Source organism: Arthrobacter sp. 7Tela_A1, assembly GCF_049311065.1.
Taxonomy (GTDB): domain Bacteria; phylum Actinomycetota; class Actinomycetes; order Actinomycetales; family Micrococcaceae; genus Arthrobacter_B.
This window is the reverse complement of the sequence record NZ_JAXIOO010000031.1, coordinates 18,892-38,756: the sequence shown is the minus strand read 5'-3', so window position 1 is coordinate 38,756 and position 19,865 is coordinate 18,892. Positions and strand designations below refer to the sequence as shown.

At 65.4% G+C, this 19,865-nt stretch carries 20 protein-coding genes; 6 read left to right on the top strand and 14 right to left on the bottom strand.

Going from position 1 to position 19,865, the window contains the following annotated elements; all coding sequences use genetic code 11:
* Together TVB01_RS12795 and TVB01_RS12790 are read left to right on the top strand one after the other, a co-directional pair.
* Positions 1-464, top strand: a 464-nt coding sequence (locus tag TVB01_RS12795) for a dihydropteroate synthase (RefSeq protein WP_422456284.1), incomplete at its 5' end; no start/stop codon positions are given.
* A complete protein-coding gene (locus TVB01_RS12790; RefSeq protein WP_422456283.1) occupies positions 461-1,222 on the top strand; it encodes a pyrimidine reductase family protein in 762 nt (253 codons plus the stop codon). The genes TVB01_RS12795 and TVB01_RS12790, both read left to right, overlap by 4 nt.
* Before the next feature lie 11 nt (positions 1,223-1,233).
* On the opposite strand, the gene lpdA is transcribed toward TVB01_RS12790, so the two are convergent.
* The 5 genes from lpdA to TVB01_RS12765 form a co-directional block, all read right to left on the bottom strand.
* Positions 1,234-2,634 (bottom strand): dihydrolipoyl dehydrogenase, encoded by a 1,401-nt coding sequence (gene lpdA, locus TVB01_RS12785; protein ID WP_422456282.1) that lies wholly within the window; start codon positions 2,632-2,634, stop codon positions 1,234-1,236.
* Between the two features lie 89 nt (positions 2,635-2,723).
* Complete coding sequence (locus tag TVB01_RS12780) at positions 2,724-4,241, bottom strand: carboxylesterase/lipase family protein (protein ID WP_422456281.1); 1,518 nt, start codon at positions 4,239-4,241, stop codon at positions 2,724-2,726.
* A 202-nt stretch (positions 4,242-4,443) separates the two neighbouring features.
* On the bottom strand, positions 4,444-4,713 hold the full coding sequence (locus tag TVB01_RS12775; RefSeq protein ID WP_422456280.1) for a hypothetical protein: 270 nt from the start codon (positions 4,711-4,713) through the stop codon (positions 4,444-4,446).
* Between the two features lie 214 nt (positions 4,714-4,927).
* Positions 4,928-6,565 (bottom strand): ABC-F family ATP-binding cassette domain-containing protein, encoded by a 1,638-nt coding sequence (locus TVB01_RS12770; RefSeq protein WP_422456279.1) that lies wholly within the window; start codon positions 6,563-6,565, stop codon positions 4,928-4,930.
* A 45-nt stretch (positions 6,566-6,610) separates the two neighbouring features.
* On the bottom strand, positions 6,611-8,134 hold the full coding sequence (locus TVB01_RS12765; RefSeq protein WP_422456278.1) for a carboxylesterase/lipase family protein: 1,524 nt from the start codon (positions 8,132-8,134) through the stop codon (positions 6,611-6,613).
* 211 nt (positions 8,135-8,345) lie between these two features.
* On the opposite strand from TVB01_RS12765, the gene TVB01_RS12760 reads away from it, so the two are divergent.
* Positions 8,346-8,987, top strand: a complete 642-nt coding sequence (locus TVB01_RS12760; protein ID WP_422456277.1) for an SDR family oxidoreductase — start codon at positions 8,346-8,348, stop codon at positions 8,985-8,987.
* A gap of 27 nt (positions 8,988-9,014) precedes the next feature.
* Here TVB01_RS12760 and galK read toward each other — a convergent pair whose 3' ends face one another.
* The 4 genes from galK to TVB01_RS12740 form a co-directional block, all read right to left on the bottom strand.
* Positions 9,015-10,169: a galactokinase gene (gene galK / locus TVB01_RS12755; protein WP_422456276.1), complete on the bottom strand. Its 1,155-nt coding sequence runs from the start codon at positions 10,167-10,169 to the stop codon at positions 9,015-9,017.
* On the bottom strand, positions 10,166-11,323 hold the full coding sequence (gene galT / locus TVB01_RS12750; RefSeq protein WP_422456275.1) for a galactose-1-phosphate uridylyltransferase: 1,158 nt from the start codon (positions 11,321-11,323) through the stop codon (positions 10,166-10,168). The genes galK and galT overlap by 4 nt, the downstream gene beginning before the upstream one ends.
* 11 nt (positions 11,324-11,334) lie before the next feature.
* Complete coding sequence (locus tag TVB01_RS12745) at positions 11,335-12,147, bottom strand: lysophospholipid acyltransferase family protein (protein ID WP_422456273.1); 813 nt, start codon at positions 12,145-12,147, stop codon at positions 11,335-11,337.
* Positions 12,148-12,223: 76 nt separating this feature from the next.
* Entirely contained in the window at positions 12,224-13,069 is an 846-nt protein-coding gene (locus tag TVB01_RS12740) for a class I SAM-dependent methyltransferase (RefSeq protein WP_422456272.1), read from the bottom strand.
* 135 nt (positions 13,070-13,204) lie between these two features.
* Between TVB01_RS12740 and TVB01_RS12735 the strand changes: the two genes are divergently transcribed.
* Positions 13,205-14,149: an alpha/beta fold hydrolase gene (locus TVB01_RS12735; protein ID WP_422456271.1), complete on the top strand. Its 945-nt coding sequence runs from the start codon at positions 13,205-13,207 to the stop codon at positions 14,147-14,149.
* A 30-nt stretch (positions 14,150-14,179) separates the two neighbouring features.
* On the opposite strand, the gene TVB01_RS12730 is transcribed toward TVB01_RS12735, so the two are convergent.
* The 4 genes from TVB01_RS12730 to TVB01_RS12715 all read right to left on the bottom strand — a co-directional run bounded on the left by TVB01_RS12730 (position 14,180) and on the right by TVB01_RS12715 (position 18,096).
* Entirely contained in the window at positions 14,180-14,944 is a 765-nt protein-coding gene (locus TVB01_RS12730) for a glycosyltransferase family 2 protein (RefSeq protein ID WP_422456270.1), read from the bottom strand.
* A 145-nt stretch (positions 14,945-15,089) separates the two neighbouring features.
* Positions 15,090-15,710: a malonic semialdehyde reductase gene (locus TVB01_RS12725; protein WP_422456269.1), complete on the bottom strand. Its 621-nt coding sequence runs from the start codon at positions 15,708-15,710 to the stop codon at positions 15,090-15,092.
* A 95-nt stretch (positions 15,711-15,805) separates the two neighbouring features.
* Positions 15,806-16,825 (bottom strand): non-homologous end-joining DNA ligase, encoded by a 1,020-nt coding sequence (gene ligD, locus TVB01_RS12720; protein WP_422456268.1) that lies wholly within the window; start codon positions 16,823-16,825, stop codon positions 15,806-15,808.
* 53 nt (positions 16,826-16,878) lie between these two features.
* Complete coding sequence (locus TVB01_RS12715) at positions 16,879-18,096, bottom strand: MFS transporter (protein ID WP_422456267.1); 1,218 nt, start codon at positions 18,094-18,096, stop codon at positions 16,879-16,881.
* Between the two features lie 235 nt (positions 18,097-18,331).
* On the opposite strand from TVB01_RS12715, the gene TVB01_RS12710 reads away from it, so the two are divergent.
* On the top strand, positions 18,332-18,751 hold the full coding sequence (locus TVB01_RS12710; protein WP_422456266.1) for a VOC family protein: 420 nt from the start codon (positions 18,332-18,334) through the stop codon (positions 18,749-18,751).
* Here TVB01_RS12710 and TVB01_RS12705 read toward each other — a convergent pair.
* Positions 18,748-19,143, bottom strand: a complete 396-nt coding sequence (locus TVB01_RS12705; RefSeq protein ID WP_422456265.1) for a hypothetical protein — start codon at positions 19,141-19,143, stop codon at positions 18,748-18,750. The two genes, TVB01_RS12710 and TVB01_RS12705, sit on opposite strands and share 4 nt — an antisense overlap.
* A gap of 101 nt (positions 19,144-19,244) precedes the next feature.
* On the opposite strand from TVB01_RS12705, the gene TVB01_RS12700 reads away from it, so the two are divergent.
* Positions 19,245-19,865, top strand: coding sequence for an L-threonylcarbamoyladenylate synthase (locus TVB01_RS12700; protein WP_422456264.1), 621 nt, complete (start codon positions 19,245-19,247; stop codon positions 19,863-19,865).

Here is a 19,865-nt window from a genome sequence, read left to right as displayed (position 1 = left end):
CCCCGTATCCCCGGCCCCAGTACCAGGACGTCGCGGCCGAGGTCGCCGAATTCCTGGACCAGCGCGCCGCATACGCCCAGGAACTCGGTGTTCCTGCCGAGAGGATCATTCTTGATCCCGGCCATGACCTAAACAAGAACACAGTGCACTCTCTTGAGATCACCCGCCGCCTCGCACGGATCGCGGAGCTGGGGTTCCCGGTGCTGGCAGCTGTCTCCAACAAGGACTTCATCGGAGAGACGCTGGATGCGCCCAAGTCCGAGCGGACCGAGGGAACCCTCGCGGCAGCCGTTGCGAGCATCATGAACGGAGCCAGGGTCCTGCGCATGCACGACGTGCCTGCTGCGGCCAGGACCATCAGAATGACTGAGGCAATCCTCGGATGGCGGGAACCGGCCTACCTGCGCCACAACATGGGCGACACCAATGAACCGGACACCAACAAACCGGACCGCGGGGCGTGAGCGACCCCATTGCTGCGGCCGGGTCCGCCGCGGAGCTTAGTGACGAAGACCTGCTCGCGGCCTACACGTGGGACAGCCCCGGGGAAGAGCCCGGCCGGCCCCTGGTCCGCTTCAACTTTGTGGCTTCACTGGACGGTGCCGCCGCTGTGGCAGGCCGGTCCGGCGGTTTGGGCAACAGCGCGGACCACCGTGTCTTCAACCTGCTGAGACGAAGCGCTGATGTCATCCTGGTGGGGGCCGGAACCGTGAGGGCAGAAGGGTACGCCGGGGAACTCCTGGACCGGCAGGGACAAGCCTGGCGCGCGGCCCGGGGAATGGCGCCGCGCCCCGCCACAGCGGTCGTCTCCGGGAGCCTGGACCTTGACCCGGACGGACCCTTCTTCAGGCAGGCCCCGGCGCGTCCGCTCCTGCTCACCTCCGAGGATGCCCCGGCAGTCCGGCGGACGGCGCTGGCGGAAGTTGCCGACGTCGTCGCGGCCGGCACCCGGGACGTCCAGCCGGCGCTCGCGGTGCGGGAGCTGCAGAACCGGGGTTTCTCCCGCATCCTGTGCGAAGGCGGTCCCAGGCTGTTCGGCACGTTCCAGGCTGCCGGACTGGTCGATGAACTCTGCCTCACGCTCAGCCCCGGGATGACCTCGGGCAGCGCTGCGAGGATCACGTCCGGCGCTCCGGAAACCCCGCTGCAGCATTTCGCTCTGGTACATGTTCTCCAGGGCGGAGACACCCTCCTTCTGCGGTACCGCCGGCCGGGGTCCTAAGCCGCCGAGCCTCAGAAATTGATCATGTGGCCCGTGAGCCCGTGGAAGGCTTCCTGAAGGGCCTCGCTCAGCGTTGGATGCGTATGGACATTCCGCGCCAGCTCTGCCGCCGTCAGGTCCCACTTCTGCGCCAGCGTCAGTTCGGGCAGCAGTTCAGAGACGTCCGGACCGACCATGTGGCCGCCCAGGAGCTCTCCGTAGGCGGTGTCCGCGATCAGCTTCACGAAACCGACAGGTTCGCCGAGGCCGTGGGCTTTGCCGTTGGCGGTAAAGGGGAAAACTGCGACTTTGATGTCGTGGCCCTCGTCGCGTGCCTGCGCTTCCGTCAATCCGAAGCTGGCAACCTGCGGCTGGCAGAAGGTCGCCCGCGGCATCATCCGGTAATCTCCCAGCGGTATGGTCTCGGCATCCGCGATGGTTTCCGCCGCGACGACGCCCTGCGCCTCGGCGACGTGCGCCAGCTGGAGCTTCCCTGTCACGTCCCCAATCGCGAAGATGTGCGGCACATTCGTGCGCATGTAGTCGTCGATCGCGATAGCGCCCCGGTCAGTGGCTTCCACACCGGTGCTTTCCAGGCCGAAGCCTTCCAAACGAGGGGCAAAGCCCACAGACATCATCACGCGGTCGGCATCGATGCTCTGTTCAGCGCCTCCTTTGTCCGTGTACTTGACCGTCACGGACGATCCGTTGTCCGTGACCGTCTCCACCTTCGCCGAGGTATGGATGGGGATCCCGATCTTCTTGTACTGCTTGGTGATCTCCTTGGAAACATCGGCGTCCTCGTTCGGCAGGGCACGGTCCATGAACTCCAGGATGGTTACGTCGACGCCGTAGCTGCGCAGGACATAGCCGAACTCCATGCCGATGGCGCCGGCACCCACAATGACCATCTTCCGGGGCAGGTCACGGCTGAGGATCTGGGTTTCGTAGGTGACCACGTTTTCGCTCAGTTCCACCCCGGGAAGGAGTTTGACCGTGGCTCCGGTGGCGATGATGGCGTTGTCGAACGTGACTTCCTCAGTGCCGCCGGAGGACAGCGTGACTTCCATGCTGTGGCCGTCCTTGAACACGCCGCGTCCGTCGTACTCCGTGATCTTGTTTTTCTTCATCAGGAAGTGGACGCCCTTGACCCGTCCGTCCGCCACCTGCCGGCTGCGGTCGTAAGCGGCTCCGTAGTCAAAGCTCACCTCTCCGTGCATCCCGAACTCGCCCGCCTGGCGCGTGAAGATCTGGGCCAGTTCAGCGTTTCGCAGCAGGGCCTTGGAGGGAATACAGCCCACGTTCAGGCACACTCCACCCCAGTATTTCTCTTCGACTATGGCAACGCTCAGGCCCAGTTGGGCCGCGCGGATCGCCGCTACATAGCCGCCGGGCCCCGCTCCCAGGACAACGACGTCGTAATGTGAACTCATGCTGGCTCCTCGTCAGGTCTGAAGGACAAAACCATAAGTCTGCTTAACACTCTCACGGCCGGGCCCGGTACTCCATGGATGGGGACGGCTCATACATAGCCCCGGTATCCCTTCCATGCTTGACGGCGCTCCGGGAACGGATCCGATTCGATCCTGTCCTCGGTGTCGAAGATGCGGGTGTGCCGGTTCAGTTCCTCGTATTCCGGCCAGCCCTCGCCCGGCAAATCCTCCTTGGCGAGGCTGATCAGCGATCCCTGGAACCGTGCGGAAAGCTCCCGGAGCGCATCCATGCCGCCCAGCAGCGAAAGCGCACGCATGGTCCGCTCATTCGTCTCGCCGAACATGACCGGAACGTCGAAGGCGTGCGTCGCTCCAAAGCCCAGCAGGTTCATGAGCCTGGTGGCGAAGTCGTAGCGGTAGGTCCAGGTGGGCGCTACCCGGGAATGCCCTTCGGCTACCATCTGGCTGGGGTACCAGAAGACGAGGTCTCCGCTGATTTCCACGGACCGCTCCTTGGACGGGTATCCGGGGTAGGCCGCGACAATCCGGTCCCTGGCGGCTGGATCGGTGCCGGCAAACATACGCTCGATCCGGGCCGGGGTGGAGGGCAGGATGTTGTCCAGCTTCGCGAACAGTGCGCCCTCCTGCGCCATGGTTCCCAGGACCAGCGGTTTCGGCGACGACCCTCCCTCCAGGAAAGTGTCAATGGGATGGCGCGGCAGAAAGTCCCCATCGATCACGGGAGAAACACTGAGCGATCCCGGCTTCTGCACCGGCCCGATCTTCGACGTCATTTCCCGGGTGGCGTTGACCAGCTTCGCTGCGGAGATGCTGTCCAGGGCGCGCGCTGCGTGTGCCTCGTCAATCCGGAGGATCTCCAGCAGGTCCAGGGCCCACTGCTCATGCATGTCGGGGTAGTACGCTCCGGACGGGGCCGGGCTCTGCGCGAAGGCCTTGTGGAAATAGGGCGCTGCGGACGGTATGCACATCAGGGTGGTCACGGCGATCCCGCCAGCGGACTCACCGAAGATCGTGACGTTGTCCGGGTCGCCGCCGAACGCGGCAATATTCTGGTTCACCCAGGCGAGGGCCGCGACCTGGTCCCGCAGGCCGACGTTGGCATCGAAGGGGCGCTCGGGGGTGGAAAAGGACGTGAAGTCCATGAATCCGAGGGCGCCGATCCGGTAGTTGAGGCAGACGTAGACGACCTCGCCGGTCCGAACCAGGTTAGCGCCGCGGTAGGTGCGCACTGCTGAGGAACCGGAGCTGAACGCTCCGCCGTAGAAGTACACGAGGACCGGAAGCGGCTTGGAGGGCGGCTCGAGCGGTGCGCTGACATTGACCGTCAGGCAGTCCTCGCTCATCAGCGGACGGCGGCGTGAACCGGTCAGCGCGATTCCCCGCCACTGGGGCGGGATTGGACCGAAGGTGGAGGCGTCCCGTATTCCCAGCCAGCTCTGCGGCAGCTGCGGTGCACGCAGCCTCAGGTGGCCCAGGGGCGGCTCGGCGTAGGGAATCCCCCGCCACGTGCGTACGCCGTCGTCCACGATTCCGCGGACCCATCCGTTAGCCGTCTCAATTTCCAGGGCTGATATGTCCAGGGACATGCTTCGCCTGCTTCCGCCGGGGAGAACGCATCACTGCGCCGTGTTGGCCGGATCCCGGAAGGGCAGGTACTGAGAGAGCGAAAAGCGTGCTTCGGGGCAACTGCCGGAAGCCGTGCAGGCAGCCCGGGAACCGTACCGCGCTTATCAACGATAGGCTTCTTGCCCGGTGAGGGCCAGAGCCTTCGACTGGGGAGGCGGGCTGCTATGCGGGAGCGGGGACCAGGACGAGGTTGGGGACCGGAGCCTCGCGGCGCATGTATCGGTGGACGGCAACTTCCTTGAGACAGAGCAGCGCGACTGCTGCGGCGTTCAGCGCCACCTTTGCCGGCGTCGACCAGTCCGTCAGGACGCAGAGCATCCAGACAGTGAGCAGGACCGGCGCGTCAATAATGCGCAGTGCTGCCGGCGTCCTGCTGGCACGCTGGTAATTCGACCTTGGCTGAGCTGTCATCCATGCGCTCATCGAAGCCATCACAACTTCTTTCCCCTGAGAGACCGCGTCACTGTTGATCATCCATGAGACAGTGACGCCTTTTAGAAACTATTATCACATCTTTAACAACTGCCACAGCGTTTGGGAAAAAAGACCCACTATGAAGACGCCGGGCGGTTGCTGGCGGAGGGCTGCAGCCTTCCCCACGTTGCAGCCCGGCATGCTGCGACGACCCTGGCCGCAGGAGGGCCGGTTAGCTTTCGCTGACGCGTCCGGCGTCAACGTTCCACAGCCGGTCCAACCGCACGTTCTCCAGCATCCGGCGGTCGTGGGTGACCAGCAGCAGAGCTCCCGCGTAGCTTTCCAGTGCTTCCTCCAGCTGTTCGATGGCAGGAAGGTCCAGATGGTTGGTGGGCTCATCGAGGATCAGGAGGTTCACTCCGCGGGCTTGGAGCAGCGCCAGCGCGGCCCGGGTCCGTTCCCCGGGGGAAAGCGCTCCCACGAGGCTGCCTGACTGGTCTGCCTTCAGGCCGAACTTCGCCAAGAGGGTCCGCACTTCCGCTGCGGTCATCTCGGGAACGCATGCTTCAAAGGCATCAGCCAGCCGCTCTCCGGCGGGAAGCTGTCCGCGCAGCTGGTCGATCTCTCCCACCGCCACGGACGCACCGAGCGACGCCGTGCCGGCCTCAGGTTCCAGGACGCCGCGCAGCAACGCCAGCAGGGTCGACTTTCCTGCCCCGTTGGGACCCGTGATCCCGATCCTCTCCCCCGCGTTGACCTGCAGGGATACCGGTCCGAGCGTGAAATCGCCTTTCCGGGCCACAGCTTCATTCAGGGTTGCCACCACAGAACTGGACCGCGGTGCAGGAGCAATGCTGAACTGCAGCTGCCATTCCTTGCGCGGCTCCTCAACTTCCTCCAGCCGAGCGATCCTCGACTCCATCTGCCGCACCTTCTGGGCCTGCTTCTCGGAGGACTCGGTGCTGGCTTTGCGCCGGATCTTGTCATTGTCCGGGGACTTCCGCATGGCATTGCGCACGCCCTGGGAACTCCATTCCCGCGTGGTCCGGGCCCTGGCCACAAGGTCCGCCTTGCGGCCGGCAAACTCGTCGTATGCTTCCCTCGCATGCCGCTTGGCCACGGCCCGTTCCTCCAGGAAGGCATCGTAGCCGCCGTCGTACACTGCCACCTGGTTTTGGGCGAGGTCCAGCTCCACCACGGTGGTCACACAACGGGCCAGGAACTCACGGTCATGCGACACCAGGACGACGCCGCCGCGCAGCCCGCGGACGAACTCCTCCAGCTTGGCCAGTCCGTCCAAATCCAGGTCATTGGTGGGCTCGTCGAGCAGGACGATATCGAAGCGGCTGAGCAGCAGGGCCGCCAAAGATACCCGGGCAGCCTGTCCACCAGAGAGTCCGGTCATGAGGGCGTCCGGGCCAACGTCCAGGCCCAGGTCGGCCAGCACGGCGGGCATCCGTTCGTCCAGGTCCGGAGCGCCGGAGGCCAGCCAGGTCTCCAGTGCCGCTGCATACCGGTCCCCGCTGCCCGCTGTTTCCGCACCGAGTTCCTCCGCTGCGGTCTCCATGGCCGCGGTGGCAACCGCTGCTCCGGTACGCCGGGCGATGTAGCCGGCCACGGTTTCGCCTTCGACCCGCTCGTGTTCCTGGGGAAGCCAGCCCACGAAGGCATCCACGGGATGGCGTTCCACCGTGCCCGCCATCGGCTCGGCCGCACCTGCCAGGATTCGAAGCAGCGTGGACTTTCCGGCGCCGTTGGCACCTACCACTCCGACGACGTCGCCGGGTCCCACCGTGAGGGAGAGCTGAGAAAACAGGACGCGGTGGGCGTGGCCCCCGGAAAGCTCCCGGGCGACGAGTGTAGCGGTCATTGGTTAATCTTATGTGCCCGGCAGGGACCACCGGTGCAGGGTAACTCAGCGCCAGCCGCGGTACCCGTCCCAGGCTTTCCGCCTGCCGGCGCGGGGATCAAGTTCAATCCGGTCATACCGGTCAAAGATTTTGGTCCGGCGGGATGTCTTGTCGTACTTCGGCCACATCGGCCCCGGGGCGCCGGTCCGCGCAAACCGGAGCAGCGCGGATTGGAACCGGTGGGCAACATTGGCCGCCGTCCGCTTGTTCCCGAGCCTCACCAGGTTCTTCCCGGGTCCCGAATCATAGGTGCCGAACACTGCGGCCAGGTCCAGGCCGTGGGTAGCTCCCAGTCCGGCCAGCCTGGCCGTGCGTGGAGCGTAGTCAAACCGGTAGGACCAGGTGGGAGCATGCTCTGCATGCGCCTGCGCCACCTGGATGGAGGGGTGCCAGAACACGGCGTCGCCCCCAACTTCAATCGCCTGCTTCTTATGCGGGTAGCCGCGGTAGCCGGCAATGACCTGGTCCCGCAGCTCAGGCGCCGTCAGCTGGAACATTTTTTCAATGCGCGCCTGGTTGGTCGGAAGGACGTCGTCAAATTTCTCGAACAGTGTTCCTTCGTTTTCCATGGTTCCGATCACCAGGGGAACGGCTGCAGCCAGGCCCTGCCCGAAGGCATCGATGGGGTGAAGGGGCAGGAACGACCCGTCAACGACGGGCGCAAAGCTCAGCGCTCCGGGACGGGCGTCAGGAGTGATTTTCTGAGAGAGCTGCGTTGCCGCGTCCACCAGGGCATCAGGGGAGGTTGACGTCAGGGCTTCGGCCGCGCCGCCGGACCCGACGCCAAGCAGCCCCAGCAGTTCCGAGGCGAATCCGGATGCCAGTTCCGGGCCGTAGGCTGACGAAGGTGCAGGGCTCTGCAGGAACGCCCGGTGGAAGAGTCCGGCCGCAGACGGAATGCACATCAGGGTCAGCGCGGACATGGCTCCTGCCGATTCGCCGAAAATCGTGACGTTTCCCGGGTCTCCGCCGAAGGCGGCAATATTGCGCCGCACCCACTCCAGGGCGGCGACCTGGTCGGCAAGTCCCACGTTCACGTCGAACGTCCGTTCCGGAGTGGAATAGGAACGGAAGTCCATGAAGCCGAGGGCACCCAGCCGGTAATTCATCGACACTATGATGACGTTGCCGTCGGCAGAAAGCGCGGTCCCGTCAGCGATGTCCATCGCGCCCGAACCGGACGTGAAGGCACCGCCGTGGAAAAAGACCAGCACCGGCAGTGGATCCCCGGAGGACTGCACGGGAGCGGTGACGTTAATAGTGAGGCAGTCCTCGCTCCTCGGCGTTCCGGGGGACGCTCCTCCCAGCAGCCGGCGTGTCCGCTGGGGGGCCCACGGTCCAAACTCCGTTGCGTCCAAGACGTCCCGCCACGGCGCCGCCGGGCGGGGCAGGCGCAGCCTGAGTTCACCGACCGGAGGTGCTGCGTAGGGAATTCCGCGCCAGGTCCGGGTGCCGCCGGCTGTTGCACCCCGGACGGTCCCCTCGGCGGTCTGGACGGTGAGGTCTGCTTCTGCGGTTGCAGTAGACATAGACATCCTTTCGGCCCGGTGTCGGCTGGCCGCTGGGTGCCGCGGAGCCATTTCGGATACTAGCCAGCACACGGTACCGGCACCATACCTCCCGGCCGGAAAGCACCTGATGTGGCAAACGTGCCCTCTGGGACGTGTGGAGGGACGGGTTTCGACAAACCAACCATAAGTATGCTTATGCTTCTGTGGACGTCCCTATGAGAGGAGCAACATGGCACGAGTGGCAATCATCGGCGGACACGGCAAGGTGGCCCTTCAGCTGGCCAAGGACCTGGCGTCGAACGGACACCAGGTCACCTCGCTTTTCCGCAATCCCGACCATGTGGCCGAGGTGCAGTCCACCGGCGCGGTTCCCGTTGTGGCCGACGTGGAACAGCTCGACGCCGGCGCGATCGCCGAAAAGCTCGGCGGCCATGACGCAGTGGTGTGGTCCGCCGGTGCCGGCGGCGGCTCGCCTGAGCGGACGTACGCGGTGGACCGTGACGCTGCGATCCGCTCGATCGACGCCGCCAAGCAGGCAGGCGTGAACCGCTACGTCATGGTCTCCTACATGGGTGCCGGCAAGGATCACGGCGTTCCCGAGGACAACGCCTTCTACGCTTATGCGGAGTCAAAGGCCGCTGCGGACGACTACCTGCGGCACAGCGGCCTGGACTGGACCATCCTGGGACCCAGCGCCCTGACCGATGATCCCGGTACCGGAGCGATCAGCGTTGGCCCCGGGCAGGACGGAAGTGTTTCCCGCACGGATGTTGCGGCGGTCGCAGCGCAGGTACTGGAACGGCCGGGCACCATTGGGCAGTTCATCGAGTTCATCAACGGCGATACTCCCATCCGCGAAGCCATCGGCTAGGCGGACCGGCGGAGCCGGCGGCGGGTCTTAGAACTCGCGCCGCGCTCCGTCTTCCGGTACCACCTCGAAAACGTCGGGCACGTGAAAACCCGCCCGGACGAAGGCCCGGCAGACCTCGGATCCAATCCGTGCGGCGTCGGACGCCGGCACCAGGGCGATGGCCGATCCGCCGAAGCCGCCGCCGGTCATCCGGGCCCCGGCCGCTCCGGCTGCCGTGGCGGCTTCCACCGCCAGGTCCAGTTCGGGACAGGAGACCTCGAAGTCGTCCCGAAGGGATTCATGGCTGGCGGCAAGCCACGGGCCCAGTCCCGCCGCGGGCCTGCCGGAGTCAAGATGTTCGACGACGGAGAGAACCCTCGCGTTCTCGCTCACCACATGCCGTGCCCTGCGGTAGGCAAGCACATCCAGGGACGGTGCAGCCAGCACCAGTTCGGGCAGGCTGATCTCGCGGAGAGACCCCAGCCCGAGTGTTTCCGCAGCCCTTTGACAGTCGGCCCGCCGGTCGGCGTACCCGCTGGAGTCATGCGCATGGCTCACTTTGGTATCGATGACCAGCAGAGCCAGCCCTTCCCCCGCCAGGTCGAGCCGGACGGGCCGGGACTCGCGGGTGCGGCAGTCCAGGAAGAGGGCATGCCCGGACGTGGACAGCAGCGACGCGGACTGGTCCAGAATACCTGTGGGCGCCCCCGCGAAGTCGTTTTCGGCCTGCTGGCACAGCAGCACCAGGTCCTCCGCCGGAAGCCCGGCCCCGGACAGCTCGTTCGCGGCCAGTGCCACCGCGCATTCGATCGCAGCCGAAGAGGAAAGCCCGGCCCCGGCCGGGACGTCGGAGTCCAGCAGGATGTCCATGCCCGGCACGGGGATCCCCCGAAGTCCAAATGCCCAGTGCACACCGGCAACGTAGCGGCTCCATCCCTGCAGCGCCCCGGGAGCTAGCTCGGCAACACTGCTCTGGGCCCGGTCCCCGACGCCCGTGGTGGCCATCCGCAGGACACCGTCTTCCCTCGGCACAACGGCGATCCGGGCCCGCCGGTTGATGGCGGCCGGAAGGACATACCCGAGGTTGTAGTCGGTGTGTTCTCCGATCACGTTTACCCGGCCGGGCGCGGAAAAGAGACCAGCCGGTGCCCTGCCGTAAACCTCCCGGAACCGCTCCGCTGTTGCCTGCACCGGCGCCGTCACCCCTGATCCTCCGGGTCCCGGGAGGCCTCGAACGGCGGGAGTGCCCCACGCAGGCGTTCAGCGGTGTCTTCCGGGACGACATCCCCGATGAATGCACCCATGGCTGCCTCGGACCCGGCCAGGTATTTCAGCTTCCCTGCATCCCTCCGCGGCGACGTGACTTGGAGATGCAGCCGGTACTGCCCGCGCAGGGGGTGGTTCACCGGAGCCTGGTACCAGGCCGAAATGTACGGGGAGGGTGTCGGATACAGCCCTTCGACCCGCTGCAGGACGTCCAGGTAGAGTCCCGAGAGCTCGCCGCGCTCCTCATGGGTCAGGGCCGGGAGGTCGGGAACGGAACGGTGCGGGACTACGTGGACCTCAACGGGCATCCGCGCGGCGTAGGGAACATAGGCGGTCCAGTAGCGGCCGCGTGCAACGATACGCCTGCCGTCGGCCAGCTCGTCTGCCAGGAGATCAGCGAACAGGTCGCCGCGTCCGTCGGCCCGGTACCGTGAAGCCCTGTCCAGCTGGGTGAGCGTTCGCGGCGTGGCGAACGGATACGCATAGATCTGCCCATGCGGGTGGTGCAGGGTGACGCCGATTTCGGCGCCGCGGTTCTCGAAGATGAAGACCTGCGCAACCCCCGGAAGCGAGGACAGCTCAGCAGTCCGATGCGTCCAGGCATCGATCACGGTCCGCACCCTTTGGCGAGTCAGGCCGGGAAAGGACACTGTATGGTCGGCGGAAAAAGCAACCACTTCGCAGCGCCCGGCGGCGGGAAGTTCCTCGAAAGCCCCGTCCGCAGGGCGCAGTTGCCCGTCGGTCCCCGGCCCGAAGGCCGGAAACCTGTTCTCGAAGACCGCCACGTCATAGTCCCGTGCCGGAATTTCCGTGGCACGGATGTCCGAGGACGGGCAGAGCGGACATTCCCGGGCCGGGGGCAGGTGCGTGCGGGACTGGCGGTGCGCGGCATAGGACACCCACTCCCCGAGGAGCCGGTCATAGCGCAGCCCGGGTGTCGCGGGCCGTGCGGGAAGCTCCCGGGTGTCGTCCGGGAGGGACGCGGGTGGCCGTCCCTCGCCGTCGCGCTCGCCGTCAAAAAAGTAGAGCAGTTCCCGACCGTCAGCAAGGCGGGTGCGGACAGGGACCGATGCCCGGCGGGGAAAGGACATCGCCGGACCCGCTACCCGGTGATCTTGTACTTGGCGCGGTCCGCTTCGTCCAGGATGACCTGCTCCTCGGGGGTCATGGCCGAGCCGCCCCGGCTGACGGGCATCCACCAGGCACCGGCAGGCGGCTCTTCCGGATATGTGTCAATGCATTCATCGATTCCAGCCTGCAGCACCTTCTGCAACCGCACGGTTTCCTCAGTAACTGAGGCGTTCGGATCCACCCAGAGCTGTTCGCCCACATGGATCCGGACAGGGGTCTTCCAGACTGCCTTCACGCTCAGGCCATGGCCGCGTGTCAGCATCCGGTGTCCACCCCACACCGACACCGGAATGATGGGCACGCCCGCTTCGGCCGCCATGCGGACGGCGCCCGTCTTCAGCTGCCGGACCGTGAAACTCCGGCTCACGCCTGCCTCCGGAAGCACTGCAAGGTAGTCGCCGCGGTGCAGTTTCTCCACCGATTCGGTGTAAGCGGCTGCGCCGTCTGAACGGTCAACGACAATGTGTTCGCACCATTCACAAACCGCACCAACAAACTTCTTCCGGGCTGCCTTCTTGGTGACCAGGTAGCGCATGTGCACCTTGATCTGCTTCCAGATCAGGTATTCGGCAAACACGAAGTCGAGGTACCCAAAGTGCGTGATGGCAACAACGGCTCCCTTGCCGGGCACCACCTTGCGGTCCAGGCCCTTGATGACTTCATCGGCTGGAAAGTGCTCAACTCCCGAAGCGATGACCGGGACACGGAACAGCTTGACCGCTGCCACGCCCGCCAGAACAATCGAGCGGTAAACGTACTTATTGGGCCGGCGTTTCCGGGACAAGGTCGACTCCTAAGCTCACGAGAGGTGCACGTCAGAGTCTATCCCCGGCCCGGCTGCGTGGAAAAACGTCCGCCGGTCAGGATCCAAGCGCACTGCCGCGCAGGAGGAGATACTCCCAGTCCATCTCCATTCCGTCCTCCGTGCTCCGTGCATACCGTTCGGCCAGCCCGGAGAGCTCACGGTCCAGCGCCGCGCTTCGCTCGATGTCCTTGCCCAGGCCTTGATACACCCCGACGGCGGGACCATAGTTCGTTTTGAAGAACTCCCGGAAGTGGTCCGGCTCAGCGAACCTGTTCACTGTCAGGACCTCCCGGTGGCTGACCAGCCCTTCCAGCAGGCCGTCCATGAGGGAAGCAACGTAGTCCTCATGGCCCCACATGGGAGGTCCGGGTGATGCGGGCGGGGCCGGCACCTGGTATTCACGCATGATCTTGAACATCTCCCCGATGAAGCCTTCCGGGGTCCAGTTCAGCAGCGCCACAGTGCCGCCTTCACGGGTGACCCGGGCCAGTTCGGCGGCAGCCTGCCCGTGGTTCGGGGCAAACATGACGCCAACACACGAAATCACGGCATCGAATGTTCCTGGTTCAAAGGGAAGGTCCTCGGCGTCGCCCACCATCCATTGAAGTTCCTCGCCGCGCTCCTGTGCGTTGAGCTTCCCCAGTTCAATGAGTTCGGGCGTGAGGTCCAGGGCCACGGCTGAGGCTCCGGCGGCAACAGCCGGTATGGCGGCGTTGCCCGTTCCGGCACCGACGTCCAGGACGTAGTCCCCGGGTTTGATTCCGGCCTCGTTGACCAGGATGGGACCCAGTGAGGGAATAACCTCACGGGCAACTGCACCGTAGTCACCCAGGGCCCAGAGCTTACGGTGCTTGTCTTTGATGCCCTGGTCCGGAACGGGTCGGGGCGTAGGACTTTCCATGACTTACCCTCCTGCGGGGTGGGACGGGTCTCCGCTGCGACTGCAGTTGGATGCCGTCATTGTGATCTTCGCTTCGGGAAGGTGTAAAGGGCCTCCGGTAGTCCCGGCCGGGCAAGGCGCTGGCTATCGTTAGGTATGGCTTCCCTGGAGGACAGCTGGAAAGCGTCCGGCGGCGGTTCCTGGGGCGTTTCCCCACCTGCTGCCGTCCTGGACTCGCGTCTCCCCGATATCGACTGGTCGGTGCCGCCCGCCGGATCCCGCCGCGTTCAGCTCACGGCTCCCAGCGGATCACTTGCCGCCCTTGCAATGGGGAACCCCGCCTCACCCGCCGTCGTCCTCGTGCCCGGCGTGATGGGGTCCAAGGAGGATTTTTCGCTGGTCATGCCGCTGTTGGCGGCGAACGGCTACTACGTCCTGTCCTACGACATTGCCGGACAGTACGAGTCCGCACGAGCCGGCCCGGAGCACCTGGATCCTCCCGGCAGGCACTACGACTACCAGCTCTACGTGGCGGATCTGCTGGCTGTCCTCGCCGGACTGAACGGCCCGGCGCATGTGCTGGGGCATTCGTTTTCCGGCGTCGTCTCGGCATTGGGAGTGCTGCGCCGGCCCGATGCCTTCCGCAGCGTCGTTCTGATGAGCACACCGCCTGTCGCCGGCCTTTCGTTCCGGGCAGTCCCGGTCCTGGGTCCGTTCGCTGCGCTGGTGCCCTCGAAACTGAGCGCCACGCTGGTCGTCTGGGGTGTCAAACGGAATTTTGTCCGGGTCCCGCAGGCCAGGATGCGCTTTGTCCACCAGCGTTTTGCCCTGACCCGGCGGGAGTCTGTCCAGGACATTATGGGGTTGCTGCGTGATGTTCCTGACTTCGCCGCCCAGCTGGCCGAGGCCGCCGTTCCCAAACTCGTGGCGGTGGGTGAGCATGACATCTGGCCGAACCAGGCGCATGCTGACTTAGCGTCCGCCGTCGGCGCCCGGCTGGCCGTCTACCGGGGAGGGCACAGTCCGTGCGAAACGAATCCGCACCAGCTCACCCAGGATCTGCTTTCGCTTTATGAACGGGCTTCCAACCCGGCCGCCTAACGCGCAGGCCGGTGTACGGACGAGTGCGGATCAGTCCGTTTCGGGCGCGGCGGCGCGGTCGTTGGGGGCAGCCCGCTGCCGCCGCATCCGCCGCCGTTTCAGCGGAGCTTCCTCCGCGAATTCGGCGCGGAAAGTATGCCATGCCATCGACAGACGCCGCCCAAGTCCCTTCCAGCTTTCCAGCGGACGGGCGCTCACCCCCACACGGAGGGAGTCGACCCACACCACATCCATATCCGGTGCGATGTGGTAACTGATGTCCAGGTCGTCGTGGATACGTTCGTCGCTGCGCTTGACTGCCTCGCTCAGCCGTTTCCACATGGAGGAGCGCATGGCGAAGTTCGAGCCAAAGAGCGGCGGGTGGCCGAGCAGCAGGTTCATGGACCAGCGGTAGCCGGCAATGTAAAGATGCTCGGCGATCCACCGGGTGACCCGGTTGCCGCCGTAGAAATCCCCCGGTCCGGTGACGGCCGTGAGCTCGCCTGTGGCTCCCAGCAGGCCTTCCAGCCGTTCAAGCCAGTTCGCCGGGGGTACCGAATCGGCATCGAGCCGGGCGAGGACGTCACCGCCGGCGGCGTCGAAACCGCAGGCTGTGGCCGCCGCTATCCCCGGCACGTTTTCGGTGATTCTCCGGACGGCGGCTGCCTCGCAGACAGCGGCAGTGTTGTCAGTGGAGCCGTTGTCCACGACCAGGATTTCATCCGGCGGCCTGGTCTGGCAGCTGAGGGCTTCCAGGCAACGGGCCAGGAACGGTGCATCGTTTCGGGAAGGGATTACCACGGTGATTGTCGCCATGTGTCCTGCCTTTCGGCCATTGCCATCCTCCCATCCCAGCCGCCGGCGGAGAAGGCGGCACGGGAGTCCTGGCCGGCAGCGGGCAGAATGCGTGCCGGAAACGCAGAAAGGACCGGCCGCAGCCGGTCCTTTCCCGCCTGGAAAACTAGACGGTGGTGGTTACGGCGTCAAAGTCGTAACGGGGAAGGCGGTCGAACCAGGCGTTCTCGCCCGGCTTGCCAATGTTGACGACCATGAAGGTGCGCTGGCTGGTGCCGGAATGGAACTCGGCATCGATGCCCGCGGCGTCGAAAGCGCCCATCGGTCCGGCGGCCAAGCCAACTGAGCGGACGGCCATGATGAAGTAGGCAGCCTGCATATGGGCGTTGTTGTTGCCCATGACGGTGCGCAGTTCCTCGTTGCCGTCGAACATGGCCTTGCGGTCCGCAGCGTGCGGGAAGAAGGTCGGGAAGCCTTCATGCCACTCGGTGTCGAAGCTGAGCACGGCTGCCACCGGGGCTGCAGCAGTCTTTGCCTGGTTGCCCTCAGCCATGTGCTTCACGAGCCGTTCGCGTGCTTCCCCGGAACGCACCCAGGTGATCCGCATCGGCTGGATGTTCATCGACGTCGGACCCATCTTGGTCAGCTCATAAATCGCGCGCAGCTGCTCATCGGAAACCTCCTCGGCACTGAAGGTGTTTGCCGTGCGTGCCTCCAGGAAGAGAGTGTCCAAGGCTGCGTTGTCCACGACGAACTCGTTCTGGAGGTCGGTGCTGCTGATGCTCATGAGTGCTGCTTTCTGTCTGGTGCAATTGCCACTCATGGTTAACCGCCGGGTGCGGCCCGCGCTTCCCGTTGCTGGTGTGATTTAAGTCACCCGTGCTATTCCATCCTGCGGCGGCTTGGCTGGACCCGCGGCGGTTCCCCCGGCATCTTGGGGTAGTCCGGCGGGAACGGCAGTTCTCCCAGCCCGGCATCGAGGTCGCGCTGCCACCACTCGAGCAGGGCGTCGATCGTCCCCGGTCGCTCGTACATTGCTCCCCAGGGGTCTCCCGCCGAGGCAAGGCGTCCCGGGACGGTCAGGACGGTGAACGCTCCGGGGTCCACGCTTTCCAGTTCATCCCAAGTGACCGGTGTGGAAACAGGTGCGTGCGCCAGTGCGCGCGGACTATAGGCACCTGCCATGGTCCGGTCCCGGTTCGCCTGGTTGAAATCGACGAAGACTTTTTTGCCGCGCTCTTCCTTCCACCACGACGTCGTCACCTGCTCCGGCATCCGCCGTTCCAGTTCCCGGGCTGCGGCGATTACAGCGTGCCGGACATCCTGGAACTCCCGGACAGGCTCGATGGGGGCGAAAACGTGGAGTCCGCGGTTGCCCGACGTCTTGACGAAGGCGTCAAGGCCGGCTTCGGAGAGAACCTCACGCAGTGCCAGGGCGGCGGGGACGGCGTCGTCAAAGCCGGTCCCCGGCTGGGGGTCAAGATCGATCCGCAGCTGGTCCGGGTTATCGGAGTTGCCGGCACGGGAAGGCCACGGATGGAAGACGACGGTGTTCATCTGCACCGCCCAGACAGCCGCGGCGGGTTCGTCGATGACCAGCTGGGGGTGGGAACGGGCGCTTGGATAGACCACCCTGACATCGCGCACGTAGGCCGGGGCACCCTTGGGCGGGTTCTTCGAGAAAAACTGCTCCCCGTCGATTCCTTCCGGAAACCGCTGCAGCGAAAGCGGCCGGTCCCCGTTGGCGGCAACGAACGCCGAACCAACCGCCTTGATGTACTCGGCCAGATCCAGTTTGGTGAACCCAAGCTCCGGCCACAGGACACGGTCCGGACTGGAGATCCTGACGTCGCGCTCGCCGTCGGGCCCGGGAACGGAAATGGTTGTCGCCTTCGCTGCCATCCAGGCAGGCTATCGCGCCGGTGCCGCCTTGTCAGCGTTGTGCAGCCGCTGGGCTATCCCGGTGCCCCGGGCTGCTGCCTGCGTCCGTGGACGAAGTGGTAGAGCACCATGGAGGCGGCTACCATCCCGGCCAGGATGGCGTACATGCCGGTCAAGCCGGTCAGCGGAATGAGCAGACCCAGCAGGAACGGGCCCAGGCCGATGCCCGCATCCAGGACCAGGAAGAATGTGGAGGTTGCGATCCCCATCCGGTGGTCGGGAGCCACCGTGACCGCAATTGCCTGTGCGGTGGGCATGAGCGCACCGAAACCCAGCCCCACGAAGGCGCCCGCCAAGGCAAGAACCGCGCCGTTCGGAGCCCACGCCAGCAGGCCCAGCCCGAGGGCGAAGGACGCCAGGATCGGATATACGACGGCGTTATCACCCCGTGAGTCCTGGATCCTGCCCACCACGAACCGTGAGAGCAGCACGATTCCGGCGTAGATCAGGAAGAAGGCCGAGGCGGCCGCCACCATGTCCCGGTCCTGCGCATAGGAGTTCAGGAATGTGAGCACTCCGGAGTAGGCCACTCCGGCGACGAGCATGACCGAAGCAACGGCTGCTGCGCGCGGCTCGAAGACGTCCGACGGACGCATCCGCCACTTGGCCGCCAGCTCATGCGGCGTCAGGGTGCGTTCGGGCAGCCGGAGCAGCAAAGCCACCGCCAGGGCAGCACCCGCGCAGCCTGTGGTGACCATGAACAGGACGTCATAACTGGTGCGGTCCACCAGGAGCACTGCCAGGAAGGGCCCGACGGCGGTCGCCAGCGTGTTGGAAATGCTGAAGTACCCGGTCCCCTCTCCCCTGCGCCCGACCGGAATGAGGGCCATGACGGAGGCGCTGATAGCCGTGCTGGCCATCCCGAACGCCGCACCGTGAATAACCCGGATGGCGATCAGCAGTGCCAGGCTGTCGGCCGGGATGTACAGGAGGGAGGCCGCAGTGTAGAAAAAGAGTCCGGTGAGCAGCATCCGGCGCCGGCCCACAAAATCCAGGAACTTCCCGGCGAAGATCCTCGCGGCCAACGCACCGAGCACAAATGCGCCTGCCGTCAGGCCGGCTGCCGTGTCGGAGGCGGAGAACCGCTGGACCGCATAGAGGGCCATCGAGGTCATGAGCAGGTAGAACGCCAGGGAGATGAAGAAGTTCACCCCCACGGCGAGGCTGAACGGCTTGGTCCACAGCCTCCCCTGCACCCCTTGCCGGTTCCCTTCGCTCTGGCCTGCTGCCACTGTCCACTCCGTCTTACGTCCCGCAGAAATTGAATAAGGTTGCCTAACCCAACTTTTCTACGTTACGACGGGCACGGGCCGGGGCAATGCCTCCGGGAAGAGGGCACAGCAGACCAATCCCCCGGCAGGAAGCGGATTTTTGCGGACCCCTTCCGCCGCGGTGTGGCCAAGCGCATACTTTTGACCCATCAGAGCCCCGCCCATCTACCCAGGACCAACTTGAAGGGACCTCACTATGTCCAGCCTCATGAACCCCTATCTGAGCTTCCGGGACAACGCTGCCGAAGCGATGTCCTTCTACCAGCACGTCTTTGGCGGCACACTGGAGATGACTTCCTTCGCGGAAATGCATGCCAGTGACGATCCTTCCGAGGCAGAGAAGATAATGCATGCCTCCCTCACCACGGACAACGGGTTTGTCCTCATGGGTTCAGATACACCAAACAGCATGGAACTTGATGAAGGCAGCAGCTACTCCATCTCCCTCAGCGGCACCGACGCAGAGGAACTGAGGGGTTACTGGGACAGGCTGCTCGACGGCGGCACCATGCAGCTGCCGCTCGAGCGGGCCCCATGGGGCGATCTCTTTGGCATGCTGACCGACCGGTTCGGCACGAGCTGGATGGTGTCCATCGAAACGCCGGAGGACTCCTAGCCCTTCCAGGCCAGCACCGCCACGGTCCCTCCGGCGGCCGCATAGAGGGCAACCAGCGGCTGATACTCGATCCACACGGCTTCCCAGGCCTCAAGCGCCACCAGGGCCGATCCGGCTGCCATGCCGGCTGCCCGCGCACAGCGGTGCCGGCGCAACTGCAGGAAGGCTGCCAGGAGGTATCCCCCGCCGAAGCCGGAAGCAAGGAGCAGTCCCGGCATCCGCCAGCTGTGAAACGGAGTGTTCCGCAGTACCGAGGGACCGGAATGGAGGAAGGCACCGTCCGGGCGCAGGGCCAGGAGGGTTCCGGAGCCCAGCGAGGCGGCCCCGAGCGCCGCCTCCAGGAGAATGAGGCTTTTCTCCCGCGGGGACCGCACCGCTTCGGGTGTGCTCATGCGGTGAAGTATGGTTTCGGCGGCCGCCGGAGTCCAGTGTGCGCAGGGCGGCTGGCCCCGCACGGCGCCCATCCGGTGGCCCGGCCGCGTAAGCTCGTGGCATGGCCCGCTATTTCGATCTTCATCCGGACAATCCCCAGCCGCGCACAGTCAGCCAGATCACGGCCATGCTGCGCGACGGAGGGCTCATCGCCTATCCCACGGACTCCTGCTATGCCCTCGGTGCACAGGTAGGCAACCGGGACGCCCTGGACAGGATCCGTACTATCCGCCAGCTGGATGCCAAGCACCACTTCACCCTGGTCTGCCGCGACTTTGCCCAGCTGGGACAGTTCGTCCAGCTGGACAACGACGTTTTCCGGGCCATCAAGTCGGTGACGCCGGGCAGCTACACGTTCATCCTGCCCGCCACCAGGGAAGTGCCCAAGCGGCTGCTGCATCCCAAGAAAAAGACCGTCGGCGTCCGGATTCCGGACCACAAGGTGGTGCAGGCGATCCTGGAGGATCTCGGCGAGCCGCTGCTGTCCAGCACGCTGCTGCTGCCCGGCCAGGAGGAAGCCCTGACAGAGGGATGGGAAATCCAGGACCGCCTGGAACACGAGGTGGACGGCGTCGTGGATTCCGGTCACTGCGGCCCCGACCCGACAACCGTGATCGACTTTTCCTCCGGTATCGCAGAGGTAGTGCGCGTCGGCACCGGGGATCCGTCCCGGTTCGAGTAG

Excerpts from the sequence above, each read along its gene's own strand:
- galT (WP_422456275.1), bottom strand. The coding sequence starts at position 11,323 with ATGTCCTTTCCCCGCCGGGCATCGGTCCCTGTCCGCACCCGCCTTGCT.
- TVB01_RS12705 (WP_422456265.1), bottom strand. The coding sequence starts at position 19,143 with ATGAGCACACCCGAAGCGGTGCGGTCCCCGCGGGAGAAAAGCCTCATT.
- ligD (WP_422456268.1), bottom strand. The coding sequence starts at position 16,825 with ATGGCAGCGAAGGCGACAACCATTTCCGTTCCCGGGCCCGACGGCGAG.
- TVB01_RS12765 (WP_422456278.1), bottom strand. The coding sequence starts at position 8,134 with ATGTCTACTGCAACCGCAGAAGCAGACCTCACCGTCCAGACCGCCGAG.
- TVB01_RS12700 (WP_422456264.1), top strand. The coding sequence starts at position 19,245 with ATGGCCCGCTATTTCGATCTTCATCCGGACAATCCCCAGCCGCGCACA.
- TVB01_RS12775 (WP_422456280.1), bottom strand. The coding sequence starts at position 4,713 with ATGGCTTCGATGAGCGCATGGATGACAGCTCAGCCAAGGTCGAATTAC.
- TVB01_RS12735 (WP_422456271.1), top strand. The coding sequence starts at position 13,205 with ATGGCTTCCCTGGAGGACAGCTGGAAAGCGTCCGGCGGCGGTTCCTGG.
- TVB01_RS12760 (WP_422456277.1), top strand. The coding sequence starts at position 8,346 with ATGGCACGAGTGGCAATCATCGGCGGACACGGCAAGGTGGCCCTTCAG.
- TVB01_RS12730 (WP_422456270.1), bottom strand. The coding sequence starts at position 14,944 with ATGGCGACAATCACCGTGGTAATCCCTTCCCGAAACGATGCACCGTTC.
- lpdA (WP_422456282.1), bottom strand. The coding sequence starts at position 2,634 with ATGAGTTCACATTACGACGTCGTTGTCCTGGGAGCGGGGCCCGGCGGC.
- TVB01_RS12770 (WP_422456279.1), bottom strand. The coding sequence starts at position 6,565 with ATGACCGCTACACTCGTCGCCCGGGAGCTTTCCGGGGGCCACGCCCAC.
- TVB01_RS12710 (WP_422456266.1), top strand. The coding sequence starts at position 18,332 with ATGTCCAGCCTCATGAACCCCTATCTGAGCTTCCGGGACAACGCTGCC.
- TVB01_RS12780 (WP_422456281.1), bottom strand. The coding sequence starts at position 4,241 with ATGTCCCTGGACATATCAGCCCTGGAAATTGAGACGGCTAACGGATGG.
- TVB01_RS12740 (WP_422456272.1), bottom strand. The coding sequence starts at position 13,069 with ATGGAAAGTCCTACGCCCCGACCCGTTCCGGACCAGGGCATCAAAGAC.
- TVB01_RS12725 (WP_422456269.1), bottom strand. The coding sequence starts at position 15,710 with ATGAGCATCAGCAGCACCGACCTCCAGAACGAGTTCGTCGTGGACAAC.